Here is a 23,373-nt window from a genome sequence, read left to right as displayed (position 1 = left end):
CAGGGGGGACCCTGTGGGAGAGTAGGACACCGCCGAACAAATTTTAAAGAAAAGCCCCCGCACTTCGGTGCGGGGGCTTTTTTGTGTTTATGGCGGTGCTCCTTCGGCCCTGATACTTCCCCACTACCTAAAGACGCCCCGCCGCTTTGAGAGCCAGATATGCATCCGCCAAGGCCGGCGGGAGGTCGTTCGGCGTCGCGTCGACGACGGTGACGCCGTGGCGGGTGAGTTGTTCGGCGGTGCGATGGCGTTCCGACTGGGCCTGGGCCGCGGCGGCGGCTTCGTACACGGCTTCAGTGTTTCCGCGAGCCGCGGCCATGCGCTCTATGTGCGGGTCCGACACCGAAGCGACGAGGACCGTGTGGCGCTGGGTGAGGCGGGAGAGCACGGGAAGCAGGCCCTCCTCGATGGGGGCCGCGTCGAGGGTCGTGAGGAGCACGATCAGGGAGCGGCGCGGGGCCGTGCGGATGGCGGTGGACGTGAGGCCGCGGGCGTCCGTCTCGATGAGTTCCGGTTCGAGGCGCGCCATCGCGTTGACCAGGGAGGGAAGGACGTCGCCCGCGGCTCGGCCCTGCACCAGGGCGCGTACCCGGCGGTCGTATGCGAGAAGGTCCACGCGGTCGCCGGCCCGGGAGGCGAGGGCTGCCAGGAGAAGAGCCGCGTCCATGGAGGCGTCGAGGCGGGGGATGTCTCCGACGCGGCCCGCTGAGGTGCGGCCCGTGTCGAGGATCAGGAGGATGTGCCGGTCACGTTCGGGGCGCCAGGTGCGTACGGCGACCGTGGACTGACGGGCTGTGGCACGCCAGTCGATCGAGCGGGTGTCGTCGCCGGGGACGTAGTCGCGGAGGCTGTCGAATTCCGTGCCCTCGCCGCGGGTCAGGACGCTGGTGCGGCCGTCGAGTTCGCGCAGGCGGGCCAGCTTCGAAGGGAGGTGCTTGCGGCTGGTGAACGGGGGCAGCACGCGTACCGTCCACGGGACTCTGTGGCTGCCCTGGCGGGCGAAGAGGCCGAGAGGGCCGTACGAGCGGATGGTGACGCGGTCTGTCTGGCGGTCGCCGCGGCGGGTGGGGCGCAGGCGGGTCGTCACGCGGCGGCGTTCGCCCGCGGGGATCGTCACCTGGTGGCGGGAGGCGGCGACTTCCGTGCCGGGCTGCCAGCTGCTCGGGGGCCAGGCGTCGCGGATGCGGGCGCGCAGGGGGCGCTGGGACGGGTTGGTGACGGTGAGGGTGACGTCGGCGGCTTCGCCGAGGCGTACGGAGGTGTCGCCGGAGCGGGTCAGGCCGAGGCGGCGTACGGGGGCCGCCAGGGCGAAGTCGCAGGCGCAGGCGATGGCCAAGGGGGTGTTCACGGCCAGGATGCCCACCCAGCTGGGTTCCCAGATGCCGACGGGGAGGGTGCCGAGGGCCGCTAGGAGAGCGGCGCGTCCGGTGAGGGCCATCAGCGGGGTACGGGGACGTGGGCGAGGATTGCGTTGATGACCGAGTCGGCCGTCACGCCTTCCATCTCTGCCTCCGGGCGGAGTTGGACGCGGTGGCGGAGGGTGGGAAGCGCGAGGGCTTTTACGTCGTCGGGGATGACGTAGTCGCGGCCGGTCAGCCAGGCCCAGGCGCGGGCGGTGGCGAGGAGTGCCGTGGCGCCGCGCGGGGAGACGCCGAGGGTGAGGGACGGCGATTCGCGGGTGGCGCGGCAGATGTCCACTACGTAGCCGGTGATTTCGGGGGAGACCGTTGTCTTGGCGACTGCTGCGCGGGCGGCTTCGAGGTCTGCCGGGCCCGCTACGGGGCGTACGCCGGCGGCGCGCAGGTCGCGCGGGTTGAAGCCCTCCGCGTGGCGGGTGAGGACGTCGATCTCGTCCTGGCGGGACGGGAGCGGGATCGTCAGCTTGAGGAGGAAACGGTCCAGCTGGGCTTCGGGGAGGGGGTACGTGCCTTCGTACTCGACCGGGTTCTGGGTCGCGGCGACCAGGAACGGCTCGGGGAGCGGGCGCGGGGTGCCGTCGACCGTGACCTGGCGCTCCTCCATCGCTTCGAGGAGCGAGGACTGGGTCTTGGGCGGGGTGCGGTTGATCTCGTCGGCGAGGAGCAGGTTCGTGAAGACCGGGCCGGGCTGGAAGGAGAACTCGGCGGTGCGGGCGTCGTAGACGAGGGAGCCCGTGATGTCGCTGGGCATCAGGTCCGGGGTGAACTGGACGCGCTTGGTGTCGAGTTCGAGTGCGGATGCGAGGGCCCGGACGAGCAACGTTTTGGCTACTCCAGGGACTCCTTCTAGTAGGACGTGTCCGCGGCAGAGGAGGGCGACGACGAGGCCGGTCACGGCGGGGTCCTGGCCGACCACGGCTTTGGCGATCTCGGCGCGCAGGGCTTCCAGGGAGGAGCGGGCGGTGCCCGGATCCCCGGCGTACCCGGCGTTGTCAGTGGTCGGGGCCATCATGGACGGCGTACCTCTCTTTCGAGGGCGTCGAGTTGGTCGGCGAGAGCGATGAGGGCCGCGTCGTCGCGGGGTGGCGGCCCGAAGAGGAGGGAGTGCAGGGACTGTCCTTCCCGGCGGAGCTGGGCGGACAGAGCGGGGAGCAGGGCCTCGGGCGCGTGCGCCTGGGCGGGGGATACGCCGACGAGGGGGGCGAGGCGGGTGCGGGTGGTGGAGCGCAGGGCTGCCGCGGCGCGGTCGCGGGCGTTGGACTTGCGGTAGAGGCGGGCGCGGCCTTCGACGGTCTCGGAGGCGCGGATCGCGACGGGGAGCCGTTCGGGGACGAGCGGGCCGAGGCGGCGGGCGCGCCAGAGGGCGGCCAGGGCTGCGGCGATGAAGAGCTGCAGCGTGCCCCAGAGCCAGCCGGAGGGGATCAGGTCGAAGAAGCTGCGGTCACCGGCGTCGGTGGCCGAGTCGTCGGAGAGCGAGGGGAGGTACCAGACCAAGTGGGCGCGGGAACCGAGCAGTTGGAGGGCGAGCGAGGCGTTGCCCTGCTCGTCGAGGCGGTCGTTGTGGAAGATGTCGGGGGCGCCGAGTACGACGGTGTCGCCGTCCCCTTCGGCTGCCGGGATGCGCAGCAGGGTGGGCAGGCCGTTGCTGAGGTAGCAGGAATCGGCGTCGGGCGCGTCCGAGGAGTAGCGGATGCCGCCGGTGTCGGCGGTGCCCGCTCGCCGGGCGGCGGGCAGGGCGCAGCCGGGCGAGAGCGTGGAGTCGAAGCTGGGGGTGGGGTCGGCGTCGACTCCGGGGGCGAGGGTGCCGGCGGACGGGGTGCCGGGGGCGACGAGGACCGTGCGGCCGCCGGAGTCCGAGAACGCCGAGTGGAGGCGGTCCTGCTGACGGTCGGTCAGCAGGTCGGGAGCGGCGATCAGCAGGGTCGTGTCGGGGCCGGCCGCGGTGCTCGCCTCGTCCAGGGTGGTGACCACGCGTGTGGACACGCCTTGGTCGGCGAGGAGTTCGGCGACAGCGCGGCTGCCGTAGGGGTCGGCGGAGCGCGGATCGAGGCTGCCGTGCTGGGCGTCGGAGCGGACCACGGCGATGGCGACGGCGGCCGCCAGGAGGATCACGAGCGCGAGCAGGACACCGCGCGCGCGGGTCCACACCTGGCGGACGGTGGGGGAGGCCGAAGTGGACGGCAGGGTGGCCTCGGTGGTCATTCGGCTGCCCCCTGGCGGGCACTGTGGGCCGTGCTCTGGGTGCTGCTCGCGAGGACCGGCCTGGTGCGTTCCAGGTCGCGGTCGAGTTGTGCGAGGCGGTGGTACGTCTCCGAGGTGGCCGTCCGTCCGCCGTACGTCACGTCGTCGAAGTCACGGGCCGCGGCGCGCAGTCGGTCCGTGTGGGTGGGGAGGGTGCGGCTCGCTTCGGCTGCGGCTTCGTCGGCGGTGCGGCCGGGGCGGGGATCCAGCAGGGCGCGCTCTTCCAGGGAGCGGACGACGGCGCGCATGCGTTCCTGGACGGCTTGGTTCCAGTGGCCCTGGGCGGCGTGCGCCTCGGCGGCCGCCCGGTGCTCGGCGGCGCTGCGCGGCCGGTCGTCGAAGAGCGGGGCCGCTGAGGTCGGGCCGCGACGCGGGGTGCCGAGGCGCCACCAGAGGGCACCGATGAGTGCCACGGCGGCCAGGGCGACGACGAGGAGGCCGAGCGCGCCCCCAGGAGTCGCGGACGAGGCTGCGCTGAACAGCTTGTCGACCCACTCCCAGAAGGCGTTCAGGGCGCGCTGGAGCAGGCTGGGGTCGTTCTCGTGGTACATCCGTTTGGACAGCTCGCGCCGGGCCGCTTCCCGCGCGGGGCCGCGTGGGATCGTCACCGGTGGTTCGCCTTCGGCGCGCGACAGCGCATGTACGGCCGCGTCGTTGGCGCGTGGCAGCGCCAGTACGGCCGTGAGAACTCCCCCCGCCAGGCTCACCGCATCAGCTCCCCGGGGTGGAGCCGGGGGCGCCGGAGCCGTAGTCCTGGACACCGGCGGCGCGGGCCAGGTCGAGGTCGAGGGCCTCGCGGCGGATGCGCTGGTCGATGTAGAGGAGCACGGTCACGCCCGCGGTAATGGGGAACGTGAGCATGGCACCGATCACGGAGCCGATCCCGCTGACGATGAGGAACGTCCAGCCCAGATCGCCGGTGCTGCTGTTGAGGAAGCCGCTGACGCCTTCGCCGCTCAGCGAGGAGGCGAGGAAGGCGAACGGGATCACGATGATCGACGCGACGATGTTCGCGATGATCGTGGCCAGCAGTTGGATGCCGAAGACCCGCCACCAGGAGCCGCGGACCAGCTTCGCGGAGCGGCTCAGCGACTTCAGGACGCTCTGCTTCTCCAGCATCAGGGCGGGCGAGGCCAGCGAGAAGCGGATCATCAGCCAGAGCGCGACGACTGCCGCGGCCAGGCCGCCGAAGACGGCGAGCGCGACGGCGCCGTCGCCTCCGCCGGCGAGGCCGACGAGGATGCCGGGCAGGGTGCCCACGGCGGCGATTGCGACGGCGATGAGCGGGAGCAGGAAGGTCAGGCCGAAGAGCTTGGCCAGCTGGGGGCGGGCGTCGCGCCAGGCCTCGGCGGTGGTCACCGACTTGCCGAGCACGGCGCGACTGGTCACGGTCGTGAGCAGAGCTGTCGCGACGATGGTGCCGAGCAGGGTGATCAGCAGGACGACGCCAGAGTTCAGCAGGGTGTCGCCCAGGGCGCGGGTCAGCTCGCTGGCGCTGGCACTGGGGTCGTTGAGGGTCTCTGTGCTGGCGCTGTCGTCCAGGACGAAGCCCTGGAGCAGGATCACGGCGATCTGCGTGAAGACCGCGACGGTCAGCGAGATGCCGAGGACCGTGCGCCAGTGCGTACGCATGGTCGACACCGCGCCGTCGAGGATCTCGCCGACGCCGAGCGGGCGGAGCGGGATCACGCCGGGCTTGGCCGCGGGCGGGGGACCGCCCCAGCCGCCTCCCCAGCCGGGGTAGCCGCCGGGGCCGGGGCCGTAGCCACCGCCGTACCCGCCGGGACCGCCGTACCCGCCGGGGCCTCCGTACCCGCCGGGGCCGGCGGGTGGCTGGCCGCCCCAGCCGGGGCTGGGCGGGGGTGGCGGTGGGGCCTGCGGTGGTGCGCCCTGGGGGCCACTGGGCGCGGGCCACTGGGCCGGCGGGGGCTGCTCCTTGGACCACTTCGAGCCTGGGCCGGACGGGTCGTGGCCGGGTCCGCCCGGCTCGCCCGCGGGCATTTGACGATCGGGCTGGTCCGCGGGCTCGGCAGGGCCGGAAGCGGCTGGCTCCTGTCCGTTCTGCCCGTCGGAGGGGGCAGATCCGGGCGATGCCCAGCCCGGAGTGTCTTTCATCGTCGCTCCTTCACGGTGCCCGTCCGCGGTCGCGGCGGCAGGTTGGCAGCCATCGTGCCACGGTGTGGCCGGGAAGTGACCGGTCGCCGTATGGGCTGCACACCTTCAATTGTCCGCCCGGTAAGGGGCAGACTGGGCGGATGGCTGATCAGTACGCGCAATCCCGCGAGAACGACGGGCGCACCGAGATACCCGCGATCCGGTGGGACGAGCCGCCGGAAGGTCCCGTACTGGTCCTTCTCGACCAGACGCGGCTTCCCGCCGAGGAGGTCGAGTTGGTGTGCACCGACGCGCCCGCGCTGGTGGAGGCGATCCGTACGCTTGCCGTGCGCGGAGCGCCGCTGCTCGGGATCGCGGGGGCGTACGGGGTCGCGCTCGCCGCCGCGAGAGGCTTCGACGTGGATGAGGCCGCGGCCGCGCTCGCCAGTGCACGGCCCACCGCGGTGAACCTTTCGCACGGGGTGCGCAGGGCCGAGGCGGCTCATCGTGCCGTCCTCGTGGGCGGCGGTGACCAGAAGCAGGCCGCCGAGGCCGCGCTCGCCGCAGCGCGCGCGCTCCATGAAGAGGACGCCGAGGCCAGCGGGCGCATGGCCACGCATGGTCTGGCGCTGCTGGACGAGCTGCTGCCCGGGGGCAACCACCGGATCCTGACGCACTGCAACACCGGGGCGCTGGTGTCCGGGGGTGAGGGCACGGCGTTCGCGGTTGCGCTCGCGGCGCACCGGGCTGGGCGGCTGCGCAGGCTGTGGGTGGACGAGACGCGGCCGTTGCTGCAGGGTGCTCGCCTGACGGCCTATGAGGCGGCGCGCAGCGGAATGGCGTACACCTTGCTCACGGACAACGCGGCAGGGTCGCTGTTCTCGGCAGGAGAGGTGGACGCGGTGCTGATCGGGGCGGACCGGATCGCGGCGGACGGCTCGGTGGCGAACAAGGTGGGGAGCTATCCGCTCGCGGTGCTGGCCAGATACCACCATGTGCCGTTCATCGTGGTCGCGCCGGTGACGACGGTGGACCCGGACACTCCGAACGGAGCATCGATCGAGGTCGAGCAGCGCGCAGGTCATGAAGTGACCGAGATCACAGCACCCCAGGTGCCGGTGGCGGGAGCGGAAGCGGGAGGCGGGATACCGGTGGCACCCCTGGGGACCCAGGCGTACAACCCGGCGTTCGACGTGACGCCGCCCGAGTTGGTGACGGCGATCGTCACCGAGGAGGGCGCCGTGTCGCCCGTGACAGCTGAGGCCCTTGCCGAGCTGTGTGACAGGTCACGCCAGGTAACGATTTAGTTAATGGGATGATGGCGTTTATGAAGGGACGAGTCCTTGTCGTCGATGACGACACCGCACTGGCCGAGATGCTCGGCATTGTGTTGCGTGGTGAAGGTTTTGAGCCGTCTTTCGTAGCCGACGGCGACAAGGCGCTGGCCGCATTCCGTGAGACCAAGCCCGATCTGGTGCTCCTGGACCTGATGCTTCCCGGCCGGGACGGTATCGAGGTGTGCCGCCTGATCAGGGCGGAGTCCGGGGTGCCGATCGTGATGCTCACGGCGAAGAGCGACACCGTCGATGTCGTGGTCGGCCTCGAGTCGGGTGCCGACGACTACATCGTGAAGCCGTTCAAGCCAAAGGAGCTGGTGGCTCGGATCCGGGCCAGGCTGCGGAGGTCCGAGGAGCCGGCGCCCGAGCAGCTCGCGATCGGCGATCTGGTCATCGACGTGGCCGGTCACTCTGTGAAGCGGGACGGCGCGTCGATCGCGCTGACTCCGCTGGAGTTCGACCTGCTGGTGGCGCTGGCCCGCAAGCCGTGGCAGGTGTTCACGCGTGAGGTGCTCCTGGAGCAGGTGTGGGGCTACCGGCACGCGGCGGACACCCGCCTGGTGAACGTCCATGTTCAGCGGCTGCGCTCCAAGGTCGAGAAGGACCCGGAGCGGCCGGAGATCGTGGTGACCGTCCGTGGCGTCGGTTACAAGGCAGGACCGAGCTGACATGTCCCGGGACAGTGCCGCTTCGGCGCCCGGCCAGCCGGGGACCCGCGCCGGGCGGCCTGTCGGCCGGAAGGCGACGGGCTCCCGCTGGGGGCAGTTCGTCGAGGTCGGGCTGCTGCAGGGCGGAGTCCAGGGCAGCCCGGTCCTTCGGCTGCTCATGCGCTGGGTGCGCCGGCCGCTGCTGCCCGTCATGCGGCTGTGGCGGCGCAACATCCAGCTCAAGGTCGTCGTCACGACGCTGCTGATGTCGCTGGGCGTCGTCCTGCTGCTGGGCTTCGTCGTGATCGGGCAGGTACGCAACGGCCTGCTGGACGCCAAGGTGAAGGCCTCGCAGAGCCAGGCCACGGGCGGGTTCACGGTCGCCAGACAGGAGGCCGACAGCGCGGCGGGCGCGGGTGGGGAGGACCGCTCGGGCCCGGACGACAACCCCGTCCAGAACGTCAGCGGGTGGATGAGCTCTCTCGTGCAGTCGCTTTCCAGCGGCGGCCAGGGCGCGTTCAGCGTCGTGACTCTCAGCACCACTTCCACGGACAACAACAGCAGGGGTCTCGGACCGCGCGCGTCGGGCTTTGTGGAGTGGAGCCTCAGTGTTCCCGAGGACCTGCGCGAACGGGTCGGCGAAGGCACGGGCGCGGCCCAGAGCTACACACGCATCTTCTACAACAACGGCCAGGAGTCCCAGCCGGGGCTGATCATCGGCACACAGGTCAACGACCCCAACGGCGACCCGTACCAGCTGTACTACCTCTTCCCGCTCACGCAGGAGGAGAAGTCGCTCAGCTTGGTCAAGGGGACGCTCGCGACGGCGGGACTGTTCGTCGTGGTGCTGCTCGGGGCGATCGCGTGGCTCGTGGTGCGTCAGGTCGTCACGCCTGTGCGGATGGCCGCGGGGATCGCCGAGCGGCTGTCCGCCGGGCGCCTTCAGGAACGTATGAAGGTCACCGGTGAGGACGACATCGCGCGGCTCGGTGAGGCCTTCAACAAGATGGCGCAGAACCTGCAGCTGAAGATCCAGCAGCTGGAGGACCTTTCGCGGATGCAGCGGCGGTTCGTGTCCGACGTGTCGCACGAGCTGCGTACGCCGCTGACGACCGTCCGGATGGCGGCCGACGTCATCCACGACGCGCGCGTGGACTTCGATCCGATGACCGCGCGGTCGGCCGAGCTGCTCGCCGACCAGCTGGACCGTTTCGAGACGCTGCTCGCGGATCTGCTGGAGATCAGCCGGTTCGACGCGGGCGCGGCGGCCCTGGAGGCCGAGCCGATAGACCTGCGGGAGGTCGTGCGCAGGGTCGTCAGCGGCGCCGAGCCGCTTGCTGAGCGCAAGGGCACCCACGTACGGGTCGTCGGGGATCAGCAGCCGGTGGTCGCCGAGGCGGACGCCCGGCGCGTGGAGCGGGTGCTGCGCAATCTCGTCGTCAACGCCGTGGAGCACGGTGAGGGCAAGGACGTCGTGGTCAAGCTCGCCGCGGCGGGCGGGGCGGTCGCGGTCGCGGTGCGCGACTACGGAGTGGGGCTCAAGCCCGGCGAGGCGACCCGGGTGTTCAGCCGCTTCTGGCGGGCCGACCCGGCACGCGCGCGTACCACCGGCGGCACGGGCCTCGGCCTGTCCATCGCCCTGGAGGACGCGCGGCTGCACGGCGGATGGCTGCAGGCGTGGGGCGAGCCGGGCGGTGGCTCGCAGTTCCGCCTGACGCTGCCGCGCACGGCCGACGAGCCGCTTCGGGGGTCGCCGATACCGCTGGAACCCAAGGACTCGCGACGCAACCGCGGGCTGAACGACGCGGGGCTGCCCCTCGGCGGCACGCAGAAGCTGGCCACGGTGCCTGCACAGCCCGCCGGCGAGCGTGCGGTGCCGCCGATGCCGGCGCTTGCCCCCAGGGTGGCGGGTGCGGTGGATCCGGCGGCGCTGCCCGGCAACGGCGCGCGGGTGGTGCCCCGGCCCACCACAGAGCCGCGTGGCCAGGCCGGCCCACCGGGGGAGGCCCCGGCTGAGGACGGGCGGGTAACCGGTGAGAAGTCGGATCAGTTGAAGCAGGGGGAGGAATCTCGTGGGCGCTGACCGCGATCGGGGCGGCCGTCGGCGTCCGGTGCGTGTGCTGGTGTACGTCGGCTGCGGAGCCGTGCTCCTGGCCGGGTGCGCCTCGATGCCGGACAGCGGGGATCCACGCGCGGTCGAGGCCTCGCAGCGGCCGGACGCGCAGGTCAGGGTCTTCGCCATGCCGCCGCGGGAGGACGCGCAGCCCGAGGAGATCGTGCAGGGTTTCCTGGAGGCTCTGACCAGCGACGATCCGCGGTTCGACACGGCGCGCATGTACCTGACCGACAAGGCGTCGCAGGAGTGGCGTCCGAACCAGTCGACGACGGTGCTCGCGGACGGGCCGAACACCGTCGCGGAGCACAGCGGCAGCAGAGAGGCGACGGGCGACTACGCCTACTCGCTGACCGGTACCAAGGTCGCCGAAGTGGACTCGCAGCTCGCGTACGAGCCCGCGGAGGGGAAGTACGACGAGCTCGTGCACCTCACGAAGCAGAAGGAGAAGGACGGCACCAAGCAGTGGCGCATCGACGTGCCGCCCCAGGGTCTGGTGATGGGCATGTCCGACTTCCAGCGCAACTACGTGTCCGTCAACAAGTACTACTTCGCGTCGAACGGGGCGGGCGGGGCGGACGGGCCGCTCGGGGCCGTCGCCGACCCCGTCTATGTGCGCGAGCAGGTGGATCCGGTGACACGGATGGTCCGCTCGCTCCTGAAGGGGCCGACGAGCTGGCTCAAACCGGTGGTCAGGTCGAGCTTCCCCACCGGTACGGCGCTGAAGGAGGGCGTCAAGACGCTGACGCCCGACGACCAGAACAGGCTGACGGTGCCGCTGAACGCCAAGGCGGACCGGGTCGGTCAGTCCGTGTGCACGGAGATGGCGGCCCAACTCCTGTTCACCCTCCAGGACCTGACGCCCACGGGCATCGACGAGGTGGAGCTGCAGCGTTCGGACGGCGCGCAGCTGTGCGCGCTGACCGACGAGCGGGCCGGGATCGTGGTGGCGCACGGCCCGACGAAGCCTGTCGCCTACGAGTACTTCATCGACGGCGAGAAGCGCCTCGTCCGGATACCGGGTGGCAGCAGCGAGCAGAAGCCCGAGCCGGTGCCCGGTGCGCTCGGCGACGGCAACAAGGACTTGCGGGCGGCCGCGGTCGCGCGGGACGAGGACACGGCGGCCGGGGTCACGGTCGACGGGCGCTCGCTGTACGTCGGGTCGCTCGCGTCGGGCGGTTCGCTCGGGGATCCCGTGCTGCGCAGCAAGGCCACGTCGGAGGACGACGGGCTGACGACGCCCAGCTGGGACACGAGCGGTGACCTGTGGGTGGCCGACCGTGACCCGAAGAACTCCCGGCTGCTCCTGCTGGCGAAGGGCGCGGGCGAGCCGCTGGTGGTCACGACGCCCGGGCTCGAGGGGCGCATCGAGGCCGTGCGGGTGGCCGCGGACGGGGTGCGGGTCGCCCTGATCGTACGGAAGGACGACAGGACCACCCTGCTCATGGGGCGTATCGAACGGCAGGACGGGCCGGGCGGGAAGACCGCCGTCGGGATCCACGAGCTGCGGCCCGTGGCACCGCAGCTGGAGGAGGTCACCGCCATGTCCTGGGCCGGCGACAGCCGCCTGGTCGTGGTCGGGCGCAAGACCCGCGGTGTGCAGCAGATCCAGTACGTCCAGGTCGACGGCTCCACGCCGGTCGGCCCGGCGCCCTCCGCGCTCACCGGCGTGAAGGAGATCGCCGCCTCCGAGAACGAACGGCTGCCGCTGTTGGCGCACTCGGAGGACGGGATCGTGCGGCTCTCGACCGGTGCGCAGTGGCAGACGGTGGTCAAGACAGGGATGGCGCCGGTCTATCCGGGGTGAGCCCGCCGGGCGCGCTGCCTGCGTGGGATCTTGCCCGCGTCTGGCGCCCGCCCGCGTCTGCCTGTGCGGAGCCGGTACGTCGCGGGTGGGTCCCTCGTGTGGGGGACAACGCCCCTACGGTTGCGTGGAGTTGTCCACAGGGAGTTATCCACAGGGGTGGCAGAGGCGCTCGGGCGTTGGCACAGTGGTGGGCATGCGGGGGTGGTGGCAGGACCTCACGGACCTGGTGCTGCCGGCCGAGTGCGGAGGCTGCGGGAGGCCTCGCACGGTGCTCTGCCCGGAGTGCCTTGCCGCCCTGATGGGGGCCGTACCGAGCCGGGTGCGGCCGGTGCCGGAGCCACCGGGGCTGCCGGTGACGCACGCGGCGGCTCCGTACGAGGACGAGGTGCGGGCGGCGCTCCTCGCCCACAAGGAACGGGGTGCGCTGATGCTCGCCGCGCCACTGGGAGCGGCGCTGGCGGGGGCTGTGCGGGCCGTGCTCGCCGCCGATGGCGTGAGTGGGGCCGTGGGGCTCGTAGCCGGTGGACGGACTGGAGCGGGAGGCTCAGAGGCATCCGTGACGCTCGTTCCCGTGCCGTCCGCGCGGTGGGCGGTGCGGGCGCGGGGGCACGACCCGGCGCGGCGGATCGCGCTCGCCGCGGCGGGTGAGCTGCGGCGAACCGGGACGCCGGCCCGGGTGCTCGCCGTGCTGCGGCAGCGGCGTGCCGTGGCCGACCAGTCGGGGCTCAACTCCCGGCAGCGGCTGGACAATCTCGCCGGCGCCCTGGAGGCGGCGCCCGGAGGCGTCCGGCTGCTGGCAGGCGGCGGGCGGGTCGTGCTGGTCGACGACCTGATGACGACGGGGGCGTCCTTGACGGAGGCGGCACGGGCCCTGGGTGCCGCTTTCGCGGAGGCAGCAGGTCCTTACGGCCGAGTAACACCCAAAGTGAGAGGGGAAGGGATGGCCCGAGCAACCGTGACAGGTGTAGGCCGACCGGAAGCGTCCAGGGAAATGACGGGTACGAACGGCGTCGAAGGCATGATCAGCGCGGCGGTGGTCGCGGCATCTCCAGCTTCTTTCGGAATAAACCGGAACTGACAGAGAAGTTGCGTCGTTGCAGGTAGTGAGAGGTTCTATTCACCTGAATGGAGGTAGGCCGCAGTAGAGGGTGACGACATCCGTCCAGGCGAGATATGTTCGGTTGTGAGGGAATGGCGGACGTCGTCCCTCGCATATCGGAATGCCGTGCCGTGGGTTTTCTGCAATCACCCGCGACAGTGGGTGGAGATCTTGCCCGCGGGGGAGGAGGAGGTGGAAGTCACCGAGTCCGAGGCTTCGGGAGTGGCCGGAGCCTGGTGCAAAAGGGAGATGCTCCGCCGTCGATGCGGAGCGATCCGGGAACGGAGTTCTGCGTGGACATCGTCGTCAAGGGCCGCAAGACCGAGGTGCCCGAGCGGTTCCGCAAGCACGTGGCCGAGAAGCTGAAGCTGGAGAAGATCCAGAAGCTCGACGGCAAGGTGATCAGCCTCGACGTCGAGGTGTCCAAGGAGCTGAACCCCCGGCAGGCCGACCGCTCCGACCGAGTGGAGATCACACTTCACTCCCGCGGTCCGGTGATCCGGGCGGAGGCAGCGGCAAGCGATCCGTACGCGGCGCTCGACCTGGCGGCCGACAAGCTGGAAGCCCGGCTGCGCAAGCAGCACGACAAGCGGCACACGCGCCGCGGCACACGCAGGATCTCGGCCGCAGAGGTCGCCGACCACGTCCCGGGAGCGGCGACGCTGAACGGGAACGGCAGTGTCGTCCACGAGGAAGAGCCCGAAGCGGTACCGACCAAGAAGATCGGCTCGCTCGAGGTGAAGGGCGAAGGCCCCCTCGTCGTCCGCGAGAAGACCCACGTCGCGTCCCCGATGACCCTCGACCAGGCGCTCTACGAGATGGAACTGGTCGGACACGACTTCTATCTGTTCGTCGACTCCGAGACCAAGGAACCGAGTGTCGTCTACCGGCGGCACGCGTACGACTACGGCGTCATCCACCTCAGCACGGACCCAATGGTCGCCCAGGCGCAGCAGACCCCGGCAGGCGGGGCGCTGGGCGGCTGACCTCGCCCGGTGAGCTCCCCAGCCTTCGGCCGGGAGGACCCCAGCCGGTGCCCCTGGAGCGCCTCTGCGCCCCCAGGGGCACCGGTGTGCGACCCCTTTGCGTCCCGCTCTGTCATCTCGTTGTCGTCAGGGCATGAAATCATGGCCGTACCGGCCCAACCGGTGGGCCGTTGCCTTGGGTTGGCGATGGCACAGAAACACAGGCCACGGCCTTCAGGGGGAGGAACCATGGCGGACAGCTTCGGACCGATGCGTGACGAAGATGCCGACGACGGCGTCGTCGGCATGGGCCCGGACGCGGGATCCCCACGCAAGGAGCCCATCCGGGTCCTTGTCGTGGATGACCATGCCCTCTTCCGTCGCGGCCTGGAGATCGTGCTCGCCGCCGAGGAGGACATCCAGGTCGTCGGGGAGGCGGGTGACGGGGCGGAGGCCGTCGACAAGGCCGCCGATCTGCTGCCGGACATCGTGCTGATGGATGTGCGGATGCCGAAGCGTGGTGGGATCGAGGCGTGCACCTCCATCAAGGAGGTCGCCCCCAGCGCGAAGATCATCATGCTGACGATCAGCGACGAGGAGGCCGACCTCTACGACGCGATCAAGGCGGGGGCGACCGGTTATCTGCTCAAGGAGATCTCCACGGACGAGGTGGCCACGGCCATTCGTGCCGTGGCGGACGGGCAGTCGCAGATCAGTCCCTCGATGGCGTCGAAGCTGCTCACCGAGTTCAAGTCGATGATCCAGCGCACGGACGAGCGGCGGCTGGTGCCGGCGCCTCGGCTCACTGAACGTGAGCTGGAGGTTCTCAAGCTTGTCGCGACCGGGATGAACAACCGGGATATCGCCAAGGAGTTGTTCATCTCCGAGAACACCGTGAAGAACCACGTGCGGAACATTCTGGAGAAGCTGCAGCTGCACTCCAGGATGGAGGCCGTGGTGTATGCGATGCGGGAGAAGATCCTCGAGATTCGGTAGGGACGCCGTGGGGGAGCGCGTCGGTTCGTGCTGCGAGCGGGTGGGGGCTTGTCGCTCCCCCCACTCTCGGCTTCGCTCGAGCGGGGGGACCCCCATCGCGGCGGAGCCGCATATCGATACAGCCCTGCGCCCCTGACGGGGCGCTCACGCACCCGCGGTTGACAGGTGCCCTAGCCGAGCGTTCGCCCCAGCTCCGCCGTCAGCGCGTCGCGCAGCTCCGGGGCGTCGACCCGCTCCACCCGTACGTTCGTGCAGTCCACCCAGCCGGCTGCCTCCAGCAGGGCCTGGGCGACCGCCGGTATGGCTTTGGGGCCGTCCAGGGTGACTTGTTTGGCGACGAGGGTGGCGCCCTCGCGGGCCGGGTCGACGCGGCCGACCAGGTGGCCGCCTGCGAGGACCGGCATGGCGAAGTAGCCGTACACCCGCTTCGGCTTGGGGACGTAGGCCTCCAGGCGGTGGGTGAAGCCGAAGATGCGCTCCGTGCGCGCCCGCTCCCACACCAGGGAGTCGAACGGCGACAGGAGGGTGGTGCGGTGGCGCCCGCGCGGGGGCGTCTCCAGCGCAGCCGGGTCCGCCCAGGCGGGCTTGGACCAGCCCTCCACCGTGACCGGGACCAGGCCGGAGTCCGCGATCACCGCGTCGACCTGCTCGCCCTTGAGGCGGTGGTAGTCGGCGATGTCCGCGCGCGTGCCGACGCCCAGGGCCTGGCCCGCGAGGCGGACGAGGCGGCGCAGGCACTCCGCGTCGGACAGCTCGTCGTGGAGCAGCGCGTCCGGGATCGCGCGCTCGGCGAGGTCGTACACCCGCTTCCAGCCGCGGCGCTCCGTGCACACCACCTCGCCGTACATCAGCGCGCGCTCGACGGCGACCTTCGTGCCTGACCAGTCCCACCACTCGCTGGTCTTCTTCGCGCCGCCCAAGTCGGTGGCCGTGAGCGGGCCTTCGGCCCTCAGCTGCTTGATGACCTGGTCGTACGTGCCGTCCGGCAGCTCGTGGTTCCAGTGCGGGCGGGCTCGGTACGCGCGGCGGCGGAAGGCGAAGTGCGGCCACTCCTCGACGGGGAGGATGCAGGCGGCGTGCGACCAGTACTCGAAGGCGTGGGGTTGTGCCGGAGGCGCACCGACGGACGCCGTGGTCCAGTAGGCACGGTCGACGGTCTTGCGGCCGACGGCGCCGAGGCGCGCGTACGGGATGAGTTCGTGGGAGCGGGCGAGGACGGAGATGGTGTCGAGCTGGACCGCGCCCAGGTGCCGCAGTACGCCTCGGACGCCGCCCTTGCGGTCGGGGGCGCCCAGGAAACCCTGCGCGCGCAGGGCGATTCGGCGGGCCTCGTCGGCGGAGAGTTCGGCGGTGGGGCGCGGCAGACTCGTCATGGTCCGCACGATATGCGGTGCCACTGACAACGGGATCTGAGCTGCGGAAATCCCGTCAGAAGCAGCGGTGTCGGGGGCTCAGACCTGCCGCTGAGCCGGCAGGTACGGCGCCGTCGACGGCAGGCCCAGGTCCGACGGGAGCAAGGAGCCGACCCAGCAGTCGCGGCGTACGCCCTTGTTGTTGATGCCGGAGCGGAGGGTGCCCTCGATGGTGAAGCCGGCGCGTTCGGCGACCGCGCGGGAGCCCGTGTTGCCCACCTCGGCCCGCCACTCGACGCGGTCGATCGACAACTGTGTGAACGCCCAGCGGGAGGCGGTGAGCGTGGCCTCCGTGATGTAGCCGTTGCCGCGGTGTTCCTTCGCCGCCCAGAAGCCGATCTCGCCGACTCCCAGGGAACGCATCGAGATGCCGAGCATGCCGGCGAGTTCACCGCCGACCGGCAGGAAGACACCGAACGTGAACATCGAGCCGTCCGCCCACCCGTCCGGCACCATCTGCTCCGTGAAGGCCGTCGCGTGCTCGCGCAGATAGGGCGACGGAATCGTCGTCCAGCGCTGGATGTCGGGATCCTGGACGGCGTCGTACACGGCGTCGGTGTCGTGCGCTCCCACCGTGCGCAGCAGGAGTCGTTCGGAGGTGAGTGTGACGGGGTCCATCGGCCGATTCTGCTCGGGCTTCGGTAAGGAAGCCATCACTTTCGCCCTGTGTAAGGCGGCGATTACCTTTCGTAGCGACAGCGCGGCACCTTCCGCATCCCCTGTCCGTTGTCCTAGTGGCTGTCACATGCAGACCTCCCGGCGCGGTGGGGTCCTCGCTTACGATGGCCGTTGCTCAAGCTGTCATTTGAAACCGACCGTCCCAGGCCCGACCGGCAAGGAGACAAACCCCCGTGTCCGTCCTCTCGAAGATCATGCGTGCAGGCGAAGGAAAGATCCTGCGCAAGCTGCACCGCATCGCGGACCAGGTCAACTCCATCGAAGAGGACTTCGTTGACCTCTCCGACGCCGAGCTGCGAGCCCTGACCGATGAGTACAAGCAGCGGTACGCCGACGGCGAGAGCCTCGACGACCTGCTCCCCGAGGCGTTCGCGACCGTCCGTGAGGCCGCCAAGCGCGTCCTCGGCCAGCGTCACTACGACGTGCAGATGATGGGCGGCGCCGCCCTCCACCTCGGCTATGTCGCCGAGATGAAGACCGGTGAGGGCAAGACCCTGGTCGGCACGCTGCCCGCGTATCTGAACGCCCTCTCCGGAGAGGGCGTCCACCTCATCACGGTCAACGACTACCTGGCCGAGCGCGACTCCGAGATGATGGGCCGCGTCCACAAGTTCCTGGGTCTGAGCGTCGGCTGCATCCTCGCCAACATGACGCCGGCCCAGCGCCGCGAGCAGTACGCGTGCGACATCACGTACGGCACGAACAACGAATTCGGCTTCGACTACCTGCGCGACAACATGGCGTGGTCGAAGGACGAACTGGTGCAGCGCGGCCACAACTACGCGATCGTCGACGAGGTCGACTCGATCCTCGTCGACGAGGCCCGTACGCCGCTGATCATCTCCGGCCCCGCCGACCAGGCCACCAAGTGGTACGGCGACTTCGCCAAGCTCGTCACGCGCCTGAAGAAGGGCGAGGCGGGCAACACCCTCAAGGGCATCGAGGAGACCGGCGACTACGAGGTCGACGAGAAGAAGCGCACGGTCGCCATCCACGAGCCCGGTGTCGCCAAGGTCGAGGACTGGCTGGGCATCGACAACCTCTACGAGTCGGTGAACACGCCTCTGGTGGGCTACCTGAACAACGCCATCAAGGCCAAGGAGCTCTTCAAGAAGGACAAGGACTACGTCGTCATCGACGGCGAAGTCATGATCGTCGACGAGCACACCGGCCGTATCCTCGCCGGCCGCCGTTACAACGAGGGCATGCACCAGGCGATCGAGGCGAAGGAAGGGGTGGACATCAAGGACGAGAACCAGACGCTCGCCACGATCACCCTGCAGAACTTCTTCCGCCTCTACGGCAAGCTCTCCGGCATGACCGGTACGGCGATGACCGAGGCCGCCGAGTTCCACCAGATCTACAAGCTCGGCGTCGTCCCGATCCCGACCAACATGCCCATGGTCCGCAAGGACCAGTCGGACCTGATCTACCGCACCGAGGTCGCGAAGTTCGACGCGGTGGTCGACGACATCGCCGAGAAGCACGAGAAGGGCCAGCCGATCCTCGTCGGTACGACGTCGGTCGAGAAGTCCGAGTACCTCTCGCAGCAGCTCAGCAAGCGGGGCATCCAGCACGAAGTGCTGAACGCGAAGCAGCACGACCGGGAGGCGACGATCGTCGCCCAGGCGGGCCGCAGGGGCGCCGTCACGGTCGCCACGAACATGGCCGGCCGTGGTACGGACATCAAGCTCGGCGGCAACCCCGACGATCTCGCCGAGGCCGAGCTGCGCCAGCGCGGCCTCGACCCCGAGGAGCACATCGAGGAGTGGGCCGCCGCGCTGCCCGCCGCACTGGAGCGGGCCGAGAAGGCGGTGCAGGCCGAGTTCGAGGAGGTCAAGGACCTCGGTGGGCTCTATGTCCTCGGCACCGAGCGGCACGAGTCGCGGCGTATCGACAACCAGCTGCGTGGTCGTTCCGGCCGTCAGGGCGACCCCGGCGAGTCGCGTTTCTACCTCTCCCTGGGCGACGACCTGATGCGCCTCTTCAAGGCCCAGATGGTCGAGCGCGTCATGTCGATGGCGAACGTCCCGGACGACGTGCCGATCGAGAACAAGATGGTCACGCGCGCGATCGCGTCCGCCCAGTCGCAGGTCGAGACGCAGAACTTCGAGACCCGGAAGAACGTCCTCAAGTACGACGAGGTCCTCAACCGGCAGCGCGAGGTCATCTACGGCGAGCGGCGCCGCGTCCTGGAGGGCGAGGACCTGCAGGAGCAGATCCACCACTTTATGGACGACACGATCGACGCGTACATCGAGGCGGAGACCGCCGAGGGCTTCGCGGAGGAGTGGGACCTGGACCGGCTGTGGGGCGCCTTCAAGCAGCTCTACCCGGTGAAGGTCACCGTCGAGGAGCTGGAGGAGGCCGCGGGCGACCGAGCGGGCCTCACCGCCGAGTTCATCTCCGAGTCCATCAAGGACGATGTCCACGAGCAGTACGAGTCGCGTGAGGCGCAGCTCGGCTCCGAGATCATGCGTGAGCTGGAGCGGCGGGTCGTGCTGTCGGTCCTCGACCGCAAGTGGCGCGAGCACCTCTACGAGATGGACTACCTCCAGGAGGGCATCGGCCTGCGCGCGATGGCCCAGAAGGACCCCCTGGTCGAGTACCAGCGCGAGGGCTTCGACATGTTCACCGCCATGATGGACGGCATCAAGGAGGAGTCCGTCGGCTACCTGTTCAACCTGGAGGTCCAGGTCGAGCAGCAGGTCGAGGAGGTCCCGGTCGAGGACGCGAAGCCGTCGCTCGCCAAGGAGGACGCTGTTCCTGCCGGTGCTTCCCGTCCGGAGATCCGGGCGAAGGGGCTCGACGCCCCGCAGCGGCCGGACCGGCTGCACTTCTCCGCGCCGACCGTCGACGGCGAGGGCGGCATCGTCGAGGGCGACTTCACCAGCGACGACGAGCCGGTCCGCTCGGAGTCCGACGGCCTCACGCGCGCGGAGCGCCGCAAGCAGCAGAAGGGCGGCCGTCGCCGCAAGAAGTGACGGTTCGCTCCGCTGGCTTGGGCCGGTTGAGCGGGTTTGGTGAGAGTGAGCTGTGAAGGGCCGGGCACCTTGGGGTGCCCGGCCCTTCGGGTTGTGGGGCCGGGACGTTGGCTCCGGGTGAGAGGGCTGGGTGTGCCCACGCGGCGGAGCCGCAAATGTCTACAGTCACACGCCCCTGTAGGGGCGCCCCGGTGGGGGCGTGTGGATCAGTCGTCGTCGGTGTGGGGCATGCGGGCGCCGCCCAGTTCCACCGCCGTGCAGCGCCAGCGGAGGTCGGGGCCCTGTTCCAGGCGGAAGGCCATGGCACGGAGTTGGTCGCCCGCGCCGATGCGGGCGAAGGCCTCCACCGCCCCCGGGCGGGGTACGTAATAGCCGATGTCACGGACGACCGGGCGGGTGCCGCGGGCGCGGAGCGGGCCGCGTTCGGCGAGCCAGGCCAGTTCGTCGTACGCGCGGCCCGCGGTGTGCCGGAGCATGCAGTGGACCGGCCGCTGACCGCTCAGAACGGCGAGGAGACGGTCGGCGAAGAGATCGGTGGGGCGGGGCTGCGGTGGAGCTGTGGGCAGACCCTCGGCGAGGGCCGTGCGGGCCGTCCGTGGCGGGGCTGCGGCCGAGGTCGTGGGCTGCGGGCTGTCGCCGGGAGCGGCGGATCGGGCGCCTGCGCCCGACAGGGTCCGAGAAGAACCGCTGCCGGACGCCCGTCGGTCGGGGCCGCCACCGGTCGTCGGCGCGGTCGTCGGTACGGCCGTCGGCCCGGTCGGCGGGCGGCCGCCACGCGTGGTTGTACGAGGCCTGCCCCCGCCCGGAGCCGTACGAGGTGTGCCGCTGCCCGGGCGGCGGGTGTCGTGGCGGACCGGTGGGCGGGTGCCCGGGGTGTGCTTCGTCCTGGTCATCCTGGTCATCACCTTGTTCACGGCGGGTCCCCGATCGTTCGGACCGGCTTGATACCGGTCGGTAACTTTCCGTTGGGGATCTTGTACGAGGCCGAAGTGGTCGGCCGCAAGGAAGCCGGGCGCGTGCCGGGGACGCCGGAATGTTCACCTATCAGGGTGACGGGGGAGGGCGGGAGGCTTGGTGGGACCGGGGTGTACCGGGTGACGTACGGGGCCGGTGGTGGACGCCTCCGGAGCGGTGGCCGGGACCCGAAAGGGGACGCCCGCACGTATCCTGAAGGCCTTCCCGGGAGGTGCGGAACCGCCTCCTCGGAGCCCTCCGACTACGAAAGCGGCCAGCCATGCGCGTCTACGTCCCCCTGACCCTCTCCGGTCTCGCCGAGGCGTACAAGACGGGTGAGCTGGGCTCGGGGCCCTTCGTCGCGTACGCCGTCACGCCCGCCTTGCGCGAGTGGTACTTGTCCGACGACATCGAGGAGCTGGAGTACTCGGCGCTGAGCCGGGCCGCCCTTGCCTCGCTGCGGCTGATCGCGCTCGACCCCGCGGCCCCGAGGCGGCGGGTCGTCGTCGCCGTCGACGTGCCGGACGGAGCCGCGGTCGCCGACCCCGACCGGGGGCTCGACCCCGCCTCGCTCGGCGAGGTGCGGGTCGGCGGGGCCGTCGCGCTGGCCAAGGCCGCGGCCGTGCACGTCGACTCGGGCGAGGCCGAGGCGGACGTATCGGCGGCGGCGGACGCGCTGGGCGCGGCCGACCGGGGTGACGACGACGCGCAGTTCGTCGTGGACGGTGCCGAGGACCACGAGCTGCTGTGGTTCGCCACGCAGGAGATTCCGAACCTGGTGGGGCTCGGCGACTGAGGCTTCCCGGCTGGTTGTCGGTGCGGGCGGGTACGTTTTTGGTATGGGGAAGCACGGAGCGACACACATCGTCTGGGACTGGAACGGGACCCTGTTCCACGACAACGCGGCGATCATCGGCGCGACGAACGCGGCGTTCGCCGAACTGGGCATGGAGCCGATCACGCTGGAGAGGTACCGAGAGCTGTACTGCGTGCCCGTACCGAAGTTCTACGAGCGGCTGATCGGCCGGCTGCCCACGGACGCGGAGTGGGAGATCATGGACGAGACCTTCCACCGGTACTACGTGGAGCACCGGGTGGGCTGCGGGCTCACCGACGGGGTGCCCGGGCTGCTCGCCGAGTGGGTGTCGGCCGGTCGCAGTCAGTCGCTGCTGAGCATGTACGGGCATGACGAACTCGTCCCGCTGGTGCGGGGGTTCGGGATCGAGCCGCATTTCGTACGGGTCGACGGGCGGACCGGGCCGTCCGGGGGCAGCAAGGCCGAGCACATGGTGCGGCACGTGGGGGCGCTGAGCGGGGTGGAGCCCTCTCGTACGGTGGTGATCGGGGACGCGGCGGACGACGCGGTCGCCGCGCTGCATGTGGGGGCGCGGGCCGTGCTCTACACCGGGGGGTCGCACAGCCGGGCCAGCCTTGAGGAAGTGGGCGTGCCGGTGGTGGACAGCCTGGAGGAAGCGGTCGCGGAGGCCGAGCGGTTGGCGGCGTGAGCGAAACCCTCTCGGGGGTCGGGCTGGTCGGAGCGAGTGCGTCGTCGGGGTCGGGCTGGACTGAGCGAGCGCGTCATCGGTCAGGCTGGTCCGAGCGAGCGCGTCGTCGGGCTCGGGCAGGTCCGAGCGGACGCCTTCCCGAGCTCAGGGCGGGACTGGGTGAACGTTCTCTCGTGTTCAGGCCCGCCTGAGCAAGCCTCTTCCAGGGCTTCCAGGGCTTCCAGGGCTTCCAGGGCTTCCAGGCCTCAGGTCGCCGGTGCCTTCGCGCGCAGGACCGTGAGGAATTCCCGCATCCAGCGGGAGTGGTCCGGCCAGGCGCGCGACGACACCAGAGTGCCGTCGACCACGGCCTCGGCGTCCTGGAAGGTCGCGCCTGCGGCCTGCATGTCCAGTTCCAGGGCCGGGTAGGCCGTGACGCGGCGGCCGCGGAGGCCGTCTATCGCCGCGGTCAGGAGAGGGCCGTGGCAGATCTGGGCGATGGGTTTGTCCGTGTCGAAGAACGACTTCAGGATCTTGCGGAGTTCGGGGTCGTTGCGGAGGTACTCCGGGGCTCGGCCGCCGGGGATCACCAGGGCGGCGTACTGGCCGGCGTCGACCTCCGAGAAGGCCAGGTCCGCGGGCCAGGTGTAGCCGGGCTTCTCCGTGTACGTGTCGAAACCGGGTTCGAAGTCGTGGATGACGAAACGGAGTTTCTTGCGGGCGGGGGCCGCGATGTGGACCTCGTAGCCCTCCTCGCGCAGGCGCTGGTACGGGTACAGGACCTCCAGGGATTCCGCGGCGTCCCCGGTCACGATCAGGATCTTGACAGCCATGGCGCTCCGCTCCCCTCGCAGAACTCGTCTCGCTCAACGTGCCTCCGGCCGGAGGCTTTGCCAAGGGGCCCTGCGTCCATTCTGCCCCTGTGGGGGAGGGTTTCCTTTCCCCAACCCCGCCCCTTCCCGAAACTGGGGGCTGCGCCCCCAGACCCCCTCAGGGTCGTGCGTCGGCTGCGCGCCGGCGGTGGCTGGGCGCGCAGTTCCCCGCGCCCCTGGAGGGGGGCCTGTGTGGGCCTCGTGCAGCAGGTTCCCAGCAGGTTCCCGCACCAGTCGAACCCGTCCCCAGCCCCCACTCACCCAGGGGCGCG

The 23,373-nt window shown here is 70.6% G+C and carries 19 protein-coding genes; 10 read left to right on the top strand and 9 right to left on the bottom strand.

Annotated elements, in window-relative coordinates; translation table 11 throughout:
- Positions 1-127: 127 nt before the first annotated feature.
- The 5 genes from GAS53_RS49390 to GAS53_RS49370 are packed head-to-tail and all read right to left on the bottom strand — an operon-like array spanning position 128 to position 5,774.
- Positions 128-1,438: a DUF58 domain-containing protein gene (locus GAS53_RS49390; protein WP_151484350.1), complete on the bottom strand. Its 1,311-nt coding sequence runs from the start codon at positions 1,436-1,438 to the stop codon at positions 128-130.
- Positions 1,438-2,427: an AAA family ATPase gene (locus tag GAS53_RS49385; protein WP_151484351.1), complete on the bottom strand. Its 990-nt coding sequence runs from the start codon at positions 2,425-2,427 to the stop codon at positions 1,438-1,440. The genes GAS53_RS49390 and GAS53_RS49385 overlap by 1 nt, the downstream gene beginning before the upstream one ends.
- Complete coding sequence (locus GAS53_RS49380; protein WP_151484349.1) at positions 2,427-3,620, bottom strand: DUF4350 domain-containing protein; 1,194 nt, start codon at positions 3,618-3,620, stop codon at positions 2,427-2,429. Before GAS53_RS49380 ends, GAS53_RS49385 begins: the two co-directional genes overlap by 1 nt.
- The gene (locus GAS53_RS49375) at positions 3,617-4,366 is read right to left on the bottom strand and encodes a DUF4129 domain-containing protein (RefSeq protein ID WP_151484348.1); all 750 of its coding nucleotides are present in this window, start codon (positions 4,364-4,366) and stop codon (positions 3,617-3,619) included. Before GAS53_RS49375 ends, GAS53_RS49380 begins: the two co-directional genes overlap by 4 nt.
- Positions 4,367-4,370: 4 nt before the next feature.
- On the bottom strand, positions 4,371-5,774 hold the full coding sequence (locus GAS53_RS49370; RefSeq protein WP_151484347.1) for a DUF7544 domain-containing protein: 1,404 nt from the start codon (positions 5,772-5,774) through the stop codon (positions 4,371-4,373).
- 140 nt (positions 5,775-5,914) lie between these two features.
- Here GAS53_RS49370 and mtnA point away from each other — a divergent pair, with 140 nt between their 5' ends.
- The 7 genes from mtnA (at position 5,915) to GAS53_RS49330 (ending at position 14,717) form a co-directional block, all read left to right on the top strand.
- Positions 5,915-7,060: an S-methyl-5-thioribose-1-phosphate isomerase gene (gene mtnA / locus GAS53_RS49365; RefSeq protein ID WP_151484346.1), complete on the top strand. Its 1,146-nt coding sequence runs from the start codon at positions 5,915-5,917 to the stop codon at positions 7,058-7,060.
- A gap of 8 nt (positions 7,061-7,068) precedes the next feature.
- Positions 7,069-7,758, top strand: a complete 690-nt coding sequence (gene mtrA, locus GAS53_RS49360; protein ID WP_192583639.1) for a two-component system response regulator MtrA — start codon at positions 7,069-7,071, stop codon at positions 7,756-7,758.
- Position 7,759: 1 nt separating this feature from the next.
- Complete coding sequence (gene mtrB, locus GAS53_RS49355) at positions 7,760-9,820, top strand: MtrAB system histidine kinase MtrB (protein WP_151484344.1); 2,061 nt, start codon at positions 7,760-7,762, stop codon at positions 9,818-9,820.
- Positions 9,810-11,657: an LpqB family beta-propeller domain-containing protein gene (locus tag GAS53_RS49350; RefSeq protein WP_151484343.1), complete on the top strand. Its 1,848-nt coding sequence runs from the start codon at positions 9,810-9,812 to the stop codon at positions 11,655-11,657. Before mtrB ends, GAS53_RS49350 begins: the two co-directional genes overlap by 11 nt.
- A 193-nt stretch (positions 11,658-11,850) precedes the next feature.
- On the top strand, positions 11,851-12,735 hold the full coding sequence (locus GAS53_RS49345; protein ID WP_151484342.1) for a ComF family protein: 885 nt from the start codon (positions 11,851-11,853) through the stop codon (positions 12,733-12,735).
- Positions 12,736-13,049: 314 nt separating this feature from the next.
- Positions 13,050-13,742, top strand: a complete 693-nt coding sequence (hpf, locus tag GAS53_RS49335) for a ribosome hibernation-promoting factor, HPF/YfiA family (protein ID WP_404829430.1) — start codon at positions 13,050-13,052, stop codon at positions 13,740-13,742.
- A gap of 228 nt (positions 13,743-13,970) precedes the next feature.
- Positions 13,971-14,717, top strand: a complete 747-nt coding sequence (locus tag GAS53_RS49330) for a response regulator (protein WP_055617175.1) — start codon at positions 13,971-13,973, stop codon at positions 14,715-14,717.
- Positions 14,718-14,887: 170 nt separating this feature from the next.
- Here GAS53_RS49330 and GAS53_RS49325 read toward each other — a convergent pair whose 3' ends face one another.
- Entirely contained in the window at positions 14,888-16,090 is a 1,203-nt protein-coding gene (locus GAS53_RS49325; protein WP_151484339.1) for a winged helix-turn-helix domain-containing protein, read from the bottom strand.
- 78 nt (positions 16,091-16,168) lie between these two features.
- A complete protein-coding gene (locus tag GAS53_RS49320) occupies positions 16,169-16,747 on the bottom strand; it encodes a GNAT family N-acetyltransferase (protein ID WP_151484338.1) in 579 nt (192 codons plus the stop codon).
- Between the two features lie 233 nt (positions 16,748-16,980).
- Between GAS53_RS49320 and secA the strand changes: the two genes are divergently transcribed.
- Positions 16,981-19,791 carry a preprotein translocase subunit SecA gene (secA, locus tag GAS53_RS49315; protein ID WP_151484337.1) on the top strand — a complete coding sequence of 937 codons (2,811 nt, stop codon included), beginning with the start codon at positions 16,981-16,983 and terminating at the stop codon, positions 19,789-19,791.
- A gap of 206 nt (positions 19,792-19,997) precedes the next feature.
- Here secA and GAS53_RS49310 read toward each other — a convergent pair whose 3' ends face one another.
- Entirely contained in the window at positions 19,998-20,705 is a 708-nt protein-coding gene (locus GAS53_RS49310) for an Rv3235 family protein (protein WP_151484336.1), read from the bottom strand.
- 320 nt (positions 20,706-21,025) lie between these two features.
- On the opposite strand from GAS53_RS49310, the gene GAS53_RS49305 reads away from it, so the two are divergent.
- Together GAS53_RS49305 and GAS53_RS49300 are read left to right on the top strand one after the other, a co-directional pair.
- The gene (locus GAS53_RS49305; RefSeq protein WP_151484335.1) at positions 21,026-21,541 is read left to right on the top strand and encodes a DUF6912 family protein; all 516 of its coding nucleotides are present in this window, start codon (positions 21,026-21,028) and stop codon (positions 21,539-21,541) included.
- 43 nt (positions 21,542-21,584) lie between these two features.
- A complete protein-coding gene (locus tag GAS53_RS49300) occupies positions 21,585-22,250 on the top strand; it encodes an HAD family hydrolase (RefSeq protein WP_151484334.1) in 666 nt (221 codons plus the stop codon).
- A gap of 245 nt (positions 22,251-22,495) precedes the next feature.
- Here GAS53_RS49300 and GAS53_RS49295 read toward each other — a convergent pair whose 3' ends face one another.
- Complete coding sequence (locus GAS53_RS49295; RefSeq protein ID WP_151484333.1) at positions 22,496-23,062, bottom strand: DJ-1/PfpI family protein; 567 nt, start codon at positions 23,060-23,062, stop codon at positions 22,496-22,498.
- Between the last annotated feature and the right edge of the window lie 311 nt (positions 23,063-23,373).

It is taken from the genome of Streptomyces albicerus, from assembly GCF_008905045.1.
Taxonomy (GTDB): Bacteria; Actinomycetota; Actinomycetes; order Streptomycetales; family Streptomycetaceae; genus Streptomyces; species Streptomyces albicerus.
This window is presented reverse-complemented; position numbering and strand designations above follow the sequence as displayed.